Origin of the sequence: Streptomyces sp. NPDC046197, assembly GCF_040646295.1 — a bacterium.
Classification (GTDB): Bacteria; Actinomycetota; Actinomycetes; order Streptomycetales; family Streptomycetaceae; genus Streptomyces.
This window is the reverse complement of sequence record NZ_JBEYZY010000031.1, coordinates 71,068-79,790: the sequence shown is the minus strand read 5'-3', so window position 1 is coordinate 79,790 and position 8,723 is coordinate 71,068. Positions and strand designations below refer to the sequence as shown.

Genomic DNA, 8,723 nt, shown 5'->3' with positions numbered 1-8,723 from the left:
AGGTAGGAGGGGCGGTCGTCCAGCCAGCCGCGCATGGCCGGGTCGAGGGAGATGACGCGCGTGCGGCCCGCGAAGCGGCCCGGGCCCGGTTCCTCCACGGGCACACAACGGCGCTCCCAGTCCTCGGGTTTCACTTCGCCCACGGGGCGGGCTGCCAGACGGATCTGACGGTTGGTCGCAGACATCACTCCTCCTGTCGTTCACGGCTCGCCATAGCATACCGACCAGTAGGTACGATGGGGAAGCGTCGATGACCACAGTCGATGCGTTGTCCTGCCCAGAGAAGGCTGACACCGTCGGCACCGCGTCGGCCGGGGCGACACTTCGGTCCTGCCGGACGCTCCGAAGCGAGGACCTGCGGCGAGCGCTGTCCTGATCGGCGAGTTCCTTGCCGACGTGATCCGTCGCGTCCTTCGGTGACAGCTGAACCACCCGACCAGGCGTTGCCTACATCGGCAACGGCGCTGTTGACGCCCACCCGCATGCGGCTGACAACCTTCTGGCGGGCACTCCGAAGTCGAGATGTTGCGTTGATCTTCGTGCCCGACCCCGGACAGCGCGACGCGCTCGTGTGCCCGCAGACCACGCAGAAGGGTCCCGAACTCGGCGGCGAAGTACTGTCGGCGTACACCCTTGCCCGGGGCAGAGCACTGGGACCTGATGCTCTCAAGGCTGCCGGTGATCGCTCCGGTCGACGCCGGTGGCGCCATCGAGCGCCAACCCTGCGCCCGTGGAGTCGGTTTGGACCGCTCATGCAGGCGTCGAGCGCATGGCCGCGCCCGATGAACTGCCCGCTCCTCACGTGTTCTGTGAGCGTTGATGACAGTCCCGAGCCGACGGACGCGCAGTCATATCGGGGGTCGCGGCGGGGCGGAGCGGCCCAGACTGCTCGAGGTCCGCTGGTGTCGTCCCGCGCTGTCCGATCGTTCTCGGCCGGTACCGCAAGGTGAAGCACGTCACCGTCTGCTCGCGTTGGCCCGCACCCGTCTCACGGGTTAGGTTCCAGCGATCACGCGGGGAAGACGTCTTGAATCCCCCGAGCGCAGATTTCCCTTCCGCACCCTCCTCTCACGAGAGATACAGGACATGTCTGCTCAAGAACCCTCACACCATCCTCCCCGGCGCATCGGCGTAGTGGCCGAGTCCGTCTCCGGGGAGACGCGGGTCGCGGCGACCCCGGCGACGGTACGACTGCTGCTGGGCCTCGGCTACGAGGTCGTCGTCGAGTCCGGGGCCGGTGAGGCCTCCGGCTTCGGTGACCAGGCGTACGCCGATGCCGGCGCGGGGATCGGCGAGGCCTGGGACGCGGATGTCGTCCTGAAGGTGAACGCCCCCTCCGACGCGGAAATCCGCCGGTTGCGAAAGGGCGCGACCGTGGCCGCCCTGCTCACCCCGGCGCAGAAGCCCGAGTTGCTTCAGGCGCTCGCCGACGCCGGTGTGACCGCCCTGGCGCTGGACGCGGTGCCGCGCATCTCGCGGGCGCAGTCGATGGACGTGCTGTCCTCGATGGCGAACATCGCCGGCTACCGCGCGGTCATCGAGGCCGCGCACGTCTTCGGACGGTTCTTCACCGGCCAGGTCACCGCGGCGGGCAAGGTGCCGCCGGCGAAGGTGCTGGTGGCCGGCGCGGGTGTGGCCGGTCTCGCGGCGATCGGCGCCGCTTCCAGCCTCGGCGCGATCGTGCGCGCCACCGACCCGCGGCCAGAGGTCGCGGACCAGGTGAGGTCGCTGGGCGGCGAGTACCTGCCGGTGGAAGCCGCTCAGGAGGCGAGTACCGACGGCTATGCCAAAGCGACCTCCGCCGACTACGACCGCGCCGCCGCCGAGCTCTACCACGAGCAGGCCGAGGACGTGGACATCGTGATCACCACCGCGCTGATCCCGGGCCGGCCGGCGCCGCGCCTGCTGACGGCCGAGGACGTGGCCGTCATGAAGCCGGGCAGCGTCATCGTCGACATGGCCGCCGCGATGGGCGGCAACGTCGAGGGCACCGTGCCGGGACGGACGGTGGTGACCGACAACGGCGTCACCATCATCGGCTACACCGACCTGGCCTCCCGGCTCCCGTCCCAGGCCTCGCAGCTGTTCGGCACCAACTTGGTGAACCTGCTCAAGCTGCTCACTCCCGGCAAGGACGGGCAACTGACGGTCGACTTCGACGACGTCGTTCAACGGGCGGTGACCGTGGTGCGCGACGGTGACGTCACCTGGCCGCCGCCACCCGTCGCGGTCTCGGCCGCGCCCGCCGCTCAGCCCGCGGCCGCAACCGAAGCGCCCGAACCGAAGCAGTCGAAGCTGACGCCTGCGTGGCGCTTCGCCCTGATCGGGCTCGGGATGCTCACGACGTTTTTGCTGGTGGCTTTTGCTCCGGCGCAACTCGCGGGCAACTTCACCGTGTTCGCGCTGGCGGTGGTGATCGGCTATTACGTCATCGGCAAGGTGCACCATGCGCTGCACACCCCGCTGATGTCGGTGACCAACGCAATCTCCGGGATCGTCGTGATCGGCGCCCTGCTGCAGATCGGGCGCGAGAGCTGGATCGTCACCACGCTGTCCTTCATGGCGATCCTGCTGACGAGCGTCAACATTTTCGGAGGTTTCGCCGTCACCCGCCGCATGCTGTCCATGTTCTCGAAAGGCTGAGCCGAGATGAACTCCCTGACGGCTTCACACGCTGCCGACCTGGTCGCCGCCCTGTTGTTCATCCTCAGCCTGGCCGGCCTGTCCCAGCACCGCACCTCCCGCGCCGGCGTCGTCTACGGCATTGCCGGCATGGCCCTCGCCCTGGTCGCCACCGTGGTTGTGGCGGCGCGGAGCATCACGGCCGGAGCGGTCGCGCTGATCGTGCTGGCGATGGCGCTCGGCGCGGCGATGGGCCTTTGGCGGGCCCGCCGCGTCGAGATGACGCAGATGCCCGAACTGATCGCTGTTCTGCACAGCTTCGTCGGCCTCGCTGCGGTGCTCGTGGGCTGGAACAGCTACCTGGAGGTGGAGTCCCACCCCGCGGCGCAGACTCGGATCGGCGCAGACCTGCTGGGCATCCACCACGCCGAGGTGTTCATCGGGATCTTCATCGGCGCGGTCACGTTCACCGGCTCGATCGTCGCGTTCCTGAAGCTCTCGGCGCGCATCAAATCCCGTCCCTTGATGCTGCCGGGCAAGAACGCGCTGAACCTCGGCGCGATCGCGGCGTTCGCCGTGCTGACCGTCTGGTTCACGATCAGCCCGAACCTGCCCCTGATGCTGGCGGTGACCGCGCTGGCGCTGGCACTCGGCTGGCACCTGGTCGCCTCGATCGGCGGCGGCGACATGCCGGTCGTCGTCTCCATGCTGAACAGCTACTCGGGCTGGGCGGCGGCAGCGGCCGGCTTCCTGCTCGACAACAACCTGCTCATCGTCACCGGCGCCCTGGTGGGCTCCTCCGGCGCCTACCTGTCCTACATCATGTGCAAGGCGATGAACCGGTCCTTCATCTCCGTCATCGCGGGCGGTTTCGGCATCGAGGCGCCGTCCGTCCGCCAGGAGGACCACGGCGAGCACCGCGAGGTGCGGGCCGTGGAGGCGGCCGACATGCTGGCCCAGGCCCGCTCGGTGATCATCACGCCCGGCTACGGCATGGCCGTCGCCCAGGCCCAGCACCCGGTCGCGGAGCTGACGCGGCAACTGCGCGAGCGGGGTGTCGAGGTCCGCTTCGGCGTCCACCCCGTCGCCGGGCGCCTGCCGGGGCACATGAACGTGCTGCTGGCCGAGGCGAAGGTGCCGTACGACATCGTGCTGGAGATGGACGAGATCAACGACGACTTCACTGACACCTCGGTCGTGCTGGTCATCGGCGCGAACGACACCGTGAACCCCGCCGCGACCGAGGATCCAGGCAGCCCGATCGCCGGCATGCCGGTGCTGCGAGTGTGGGAAGCGGAGCAGGTCATCGTCTTCAAGCGCTCCATGGCCTCCGGCTACGCAGGCGTGCAGAACCCCCTCTTCTTCCGCGAGAACAGCAGCATGCTCTTCGGCGACGCCAAACAGAGCGTGGAGGAGATCCTGCACGCACTCAGCACCGACAACCGACGCGAAGCGGCCCCGGCCGCACGCCGGGCGACGGTGGCCAGCCACTGAGTGAGGGCCTGATCCTCGGTTGTCTGTCTCATTTGGGTTGGCCGCCACGCCAGTTGGGGGTGGCTTCGTGGGTGAGGCGGAGGGGCATGAGGTTGATGGCGGCCAGTTGAATCACGGCTGCTGGTCGGTGCGGGTGGGTTTCGTGGTCGCGGGCGAGGCCCCGATGGTGCATGAGCCCGGTGGCGGCCGCCAGCAGGGGACAGACCACCGCCGTGGCGGAACAGCGAGGCGGCCGCGGACGGGGGGAGAGACCGGCGTGGCCCTGATGCCGCAGGACCGGCGCGTGCTGCGGGTGCTGTGGCGGCAGGACCCGGCGGCCGCCCACCACCTTCCCTGGAACTGCGCAACGCCCAGCAGGCCGCGATGAACCAGGCGCTGCGCACGATCCTGTCCGCCCACCGGTTCTGGATCGCCGACGGCCCGTTGGGCGAGGCTCCTCTCGTTCTTGGTCTCACCCGTTCCGATGGGTGAGACCAAGGGCGGTTGTGGTCAGCCGTGTTGCTGCACGGTTGTCAGTGCCCGGAAGCACAATGATGAAAAGTCACTCATCTGGATTAACGGGAGCAGGATGGGCAGACGCCTCGTCCCTACCGCGGTCTTCGGCAGCCCGGACTGCGATGTGCCGGGGACTTCACTGGTAAGAGCAGCTCCAGACGGCACATGATCGGCAGGCCTGCGCCGGTCGGATGCAGCTCATGCCCGGTCGAGCCGAGTTCGGCGCACTGCGCGAGCTTGTCCGCGATGAGCTTCATATGCCTCGACTTCGTGTTCGAAATCCGCACCCTGAGCTTCACCGTGACTGCCTGTCCGGGCACGTACGGCTGTGCGCAGTCTCGGCAGCTGAGCTGTCAGTGGGTGGGCAGGGGGGGGCGCGTCGTTTGAGTTCGGCAAGGTCCCCGTGGAAGACGTCCAGGCAGACCTTGGGGCCGATGCCGGCGACGGTGCCGTCCTCGCTGTACTGCCAGAAGTCCCAGCCCGAGCCGCCGGGCAGCGGGGACGGCTCGGCGGAGCCGGAGTTGTAGCGAGCGAGGCGTACTGGGTACTTTGCCAGGGCTTTGGTACCGCCGAGACAGCCGTCGACGAAGGACCGCCGTGCGTACAGGGCGGGCATCTCACCGGTCGCGGCGCGGACCCGCTCCATGAGTCGCTCACCTGCGGCACGGTCAGGTGGTGCCCGTCCTGGACGCACTGTTCCATGTCCAGTCGAAGGGCCGTCCGCCGCGGTTGTCGTGGTTCTGGTGATAGGTGTCCACGCCGTGCACGGGGTGGCCCCTGGGTCAGACGCCGTCGCGGGCGCAAGGCCGGCGCAGAACAGCCGGACAGTCAGAACGACTACAGCACCGGTGCGACGGGGCTTCGGCATGGTGGCGCCTCCAGAAGGCGGGTGGGCGGGCACCCGGGTAACGCGCGCCGGTGGGCGACGAGGTCACGGTGACCGTGCCGACGTACCGCGGCGGGGGCCGGACGTTCTTGTGACGGCCGGGCGGCGCCGCGGTCCGGCGCTGGTGCCGCTGCCGCTGCCGCTGCCGTCGAGGCGCTCGATGCCATCAGTGATCCACTGCATGTCCGTCACGGACGGGCCCCTGCTGTTGTCGTCGAAGCCGAAGCCGAGCAGCAGATAGCGGCCCTGGACCCGCGGCGAGGGGAACACCACCGCTTCCACGACGGCGCCGGGCCCCTTGTCCGTGCTGACCAGGAGTCGTCGCCGGCGAGGAACGTGACCGCCGCGGCGATCTCCCCGGCCTCCGCGAACCGGCCGACCGGGATGTGCACCAGGCGGCGCGCGGCCCGCTCAAGGTCCTTGGCGAACAGCTCCTGCTCTGGGGAACAGCGGACAGAGGCTCGGGGTCCCCACAGTCGTCCGCGGGGGCTCCGGCGTCGTCAGTGGTGGAACAGTCTGAGGCCGGTGCGGGTGAGCGTGATCTGGTGCTCGCGGCAGGCGTTTTCGACGTCGTCGGACCTGATGGATCCGCCCGGCTCGGCGATGTATTCGACGCCGTGGCGGTGGGCCTGGTCGACGTTGTCGCGGAACGGGAGTGCGCCATCGGAGACGAAGGCGACGCCGGTGAGGCGTTGCCGCCACTGCTCACGCTGATCGGGCGTCAGCGCGTCGGCTGGTGTGGACAGTACCTGCGTCAGGCGCCTGCTCTCGTTGGGGGTGAGGTCGCCCTCGATGAAGCGGATCTGCCAGTTGATGCGATCCTGGCGGCGGATGCCCGGCCGGAAGGTGAGGGCGCGCACGGCCGGGTGGCGTCGCAGCCACCAGTTGTCGACCTTGGCTCCGGCGAGACGGGTGCAGTCGACACGTGACTGCTGGCCGGCGCCGATTCCCAAGGTCATCCCGTCACGCAGGTAGCACACCGAATTGGACTGGGTGTAGCGCATGACCGCCAGCCCCAGCAGCAGGTCGTCCACTGCGGCCTTGGGCAGTGTGCCGACCACGGGGGCGTCGAGCAGGGCGGCGGAGAGCTGTACCTGATCGCGTTCCTGGACCAGGCGCAGGCCGAAGATTTCCCGCGCCTCGAACCGCGAAGGCGTGAACGTCTTGTCTGCCTCCAGGACCAGGAAGCGACCGTCCTTCTTTTTGCTGAGCCGCTCGACTGTGCCCGGCGCGTAGCCGGGCGCGATGATGCCGTCGCACACCACGCTGGTCAGCAGCTCGGCGAGCTCGATGTCGACCGGGTGGGAGACCGCGGCGAAGTCGCCATAGGAGGATTTCGGATCGGCATCCCGGGCGCGCAGGTAAGCGCTGGTTAGGGCGCCCAGGCTGTCGCCGGCGACGCCGTAGAGCCCCGCTGTGACCTCGTCGACGGGTCCGGACACGGCCACGCCGGCGGGCGAGACGTGCTTGAAGGAAGCCGCTGCCGGCCGACCGAGCGACTGGCTCGCTTCGTGCACGAGCTGCCACCCGTTGAGCGCGTCCATCAAGTTGATGAGGGATGGTTGTCCGTGCCGCACCCGGAGCGGCCACCGGCCGGGCGTCACTGGCGCGGCAGGTGCCACTGTCTGGTGCGGATTGGTTCCGTAGCGCAGTTCCATTGTCCTGGCCTCCTCAGCGGGACATCGCTGACGGAGGCGCCCAGGCGGTCGACGCTTGCGTCGGAACATGGCCGCTCCCTGGTGGTGATCCACCCTCGCCAGTTGCGGGCCGGGCCCAACTCTATCGGCAAGCAGTACGACGTGGCCGCTCAGACCGCAAAGACGCAGGGTCAACAAGGCCTTCTCGCGGCAGGTAGCCGCCGAGCGGGAGTTGGCGAGGGTGAACTGACTCAGCGGCCCGAAGTGGGTTTCGAGAAGGTTGGCCCACGAGGCGTAGGTCGGGGTGAAGCACAACTCGACCTTGTTCTTCTTCGCCCAGCAGCGGATGTCGGTGCCCTGTGGGCGGACAAGTGCGCGAAGGTGCCGGCGTTGGCTTCGAGATCGGCCGCCGTATCGGCGTGGGGGCTTCCGGCGAGCAGGGCTGCTTCGGATCACGGGGACGGCCGTCGTGCCGAAGCGCCCCGCACGGGGAAGGCACCGGTCAGTAGGGTGCCGGCGTTGAGGACGGCCTGGGACGCGGCTTCCTCGCCATGCTCCAGCCACCGCATCGGACCATGGTCAGTCGAAGAAGTGGCGGTTCTGACGCACGAAATCGGCAAAACCGACGGCTTCACGCCCCGTGAGGTCGGTGACGGTTGAAGTGACGGTCTCGGCACCACCATCGCGGTAAGCGCGGGCAACTCCTATCAGCGCGTTGACGTAGAACTCCGGCATCCCGCGGCTCAGCATTGCCGCGCGCGCTTCGTCGTCCGGCAGGCCCACGTACCGCACCGGCTTGCCAAGGACGTCGGAAAACTCTTCGGCGGCTTCAGCGTAGGTCAGTGCCTTGGGCCCGGTGAGTTCATAGACGCAGCCGTCGTGGCCATCGGTGGTGAGAACCCGCGCTGCGACACGGGCGATGTCGCCGATGTCGATGAAGCTTATGGGTGCCGTGATCAACGGGAGACTGAACTCCCCGGTCTCGCGGATGGACGGCTGGCGCAGGAAGTTTTGCAGATAGAAGTTGGGTCGCAGGATCGTCCAGGGCAAACCGGCCGCAACCAGCGACTGCTCGACGGGCTGATGCAGCCGGGCGATCGGTGAGAGTCCTTCGTCGGCCCGCCAGACCGACAGCTTCACCACGCGAACACCCACCGCACGGGCGGCTTCCAGCATGTTGAGTTCGTGCGTCGTCTGAGCGGGGCTCGTCGCGCCGAGAAGGAATACGGCGTCGACGCCATCGAGCGCAGGACCGATCGTGTCCGGCATGGCCAGATCGAGCGTCACGGCCCGACCGCCCGACTTGATCACCTGAGCCGTGGTGTGCGGATCACGGTAAGCCGCGCGCGCGGCCACGCCATCGGCATGAAGGAGAGTGAGGAGAGCCGTTCCGACGTTCCCACTCGCGCCAGTCACCAGAATCATCGTCACATCCTCCAGGCGATAGCAGTGACTTCCCAAGAATCAGAACACACTGGGATGGACGCGCGCAGGCCTGTAGTGATCTTCGAGCTGCGGCGTTCAGTGGACGTCCGCCCCAGCAGGTGTCTTTTTCGCTGCGGATGCAGGGCTTCGACGTGGTCGGCGGG

General features: G+C 68.4%; 7 protein-coding genes, 3 pseudogenes and 1 riboswitch. Of the genes and pseudogenes, 3 read left to right on the top strand and 7 right to left on the bottom strand.

All coding sequences use genetic code 11. The features are described 5' to 3' along the window. Positions 1-185, bottom strand: a pseudogene (locus tag AB0A61_RS32140) (NADP-dependent oxidoreductase); the annotation flags it as partial. A gap of 901 nt (positions 186-1,086) precedes the next feature. Between AB0A61_RS32140 and AB0A61_RS32135 the strand changes: the two are divergent. Both AB0A61_RS32135 and pntB read left to right on the top strand, forming a co-directional pair. Continuing rightward, positions 1,087-2,643, top strand: coding sequence for a Re/Si-specific NAD(P)(+) transhydrogenase subunit alpha (locus AB0A61_RS32135; RefSeq protein ID WP_361300112.1), 1,557 nt, complete (start codon positions 1,087-1,089; stop codon positions 2,641-2,643). 6 nt (positions 2,644-2,649) lie between these two features. Next, positions 2,650-4,116: a Re/Si-specific NAD(P)(+) transhydrogenase subunit beta gene (pntB, locus tag AB0A61_RS32130; RefSeq protein WP_361300109.1), complete on the top strand. Its 1,467-nt coding sequence runs from the start codon at positions 2,650-2,652 to the stop codon at positions 4,114-4,116. Between the two features lie 28 nt (positions 4,117-4,144). Here pntB and AB0A61_RS32125 read toward each other — a convergent pair. Next, a pseudogene (locus AB0A61_RS32125) lies at positions 4,145-4,291 on the bottom strand (IS5/IS1182 family transposase); the annotation flags it as partial. 122 nt (positions 4,292-4,413) lie between these two features. Between AB0A61_RS32125 and AB0A61_RS32120 the strand changes: the two are divergent. Then, entirely contained in the window at positions 4,414-4,587 is a 174-nt protein-coding gene (locus AB0A61_RS32120; protein WP_361300106.1) for a hypothetical protein, read from the top strand. Positions 4,588-4,906: 319 nt separating this feature from the next. Here AB0A61_RS32120 and AB0A61_RS32115 read toward each other — a convergent pair whose 3' ends face one another. The 5 genes and pseudogenes from AB0A61_RS32115 to AB0A61_RS32095 form a co-directional block, all read right to left on the bottom strand. Beyond that, positions 4,907-5,257, bottom strand: coding sequence for a GH25 family lysozyme (locus AB0A61_RS32115; protein WP_361300103.1), 351 nt, complete (start codon positions 5,255-5,257; stop codon positions 4,907-4,909). A 285-nt stretch (positions 5,258-5,542) separates the two neighbouring features. Continuing rightward, on the bottom strand, positions 5,543-5,779 hold the full coding sequence (locus AB0A61_RS32110) for a hypothetical protein (RefSeq protein ID WP_361300100.1): 237 nt from the start codon (positions 5,777-5,779) through the stop codon (positions 5,543-5,545). 32 nt (positions 5,780-5,811) lie between these two features. After that, positions 5,812-5,934: pseudogene (locus tag AB0A61_RS32105) on the bottom strand (short-chain dehydrogenase); the annotation flags it as partial. Between the two features lie 63 nt (positions 5,935-5,997). Beyond that, a complete protein-coding gene (locus AB0A61_RS32100; RefSeq protein ID WP_361300097.1) occupies positions 5,998-7,224 on the bottom strand; it encodes a phosphoribosylaminoimidazolecarboxamide formyltransferase in 1,227 nt (408 codons plus the stop codon). Next, positions 7,187-7,271: riboswitch (ZMP/ZTP riboswitch) on the bottom strand. It overlaps the preceding gene by 38 nt. Positions 7,272-7,713: 442 nt before the next feature. Further along, the gene (locus AB0A61_RS32095) at positions 7,714-8,559 is read right to left on the bottom strand and encodes an SDR family oxidoreductase (protein WP_361300094.1); all 846 of its coding nucleotides are present in this window, start codon (positions 8,557-8,559) and stop codon (positions 7,714-7,716) included. Positions 8,560-8,723 lie beyond the last annotated feature (164 nt).

Bases quoted from the DNA above. Each gene is read 5' to 3' on its own strand.
- AB0A61_RS32135 (WP_361300112.1), top strand. From the start codon at position 1,087: ATGTCTGCTCAAGAACCCTCACACCATCCTCCCCGGCGCATCGGCGTA.
- pntB (WP_361300109.1), top strand. From the start codon at position 2,650: ATGAACTCCCTGACGGCTTCACACGCTGCCGACCTGGTCGCCGCCCTG.
- AB0A61_RS32115 (WP_361300103.1), bottom strand. From the start codon at position 5,257: ATGGAGCGGGTCCGCGCCGCGACCGGTGAGATGCCCGCCCTGTACGCA.
- AB0A61_RS32100 (WP_361300097.1), bottom strand. From the start codon at position 7,224: ATGTTCCGACGCAAGCGTCGACCGCCTGGGCGCCTCCGTCAGCGATGT.
- AB0A61_RS32095 (WP_361300094.1), bottom strand. From the start codon at position 8,559: ATGATTCTGGTGACTGGCGCGAGTGGGAACGTCGGAACGGCTCTCCTC.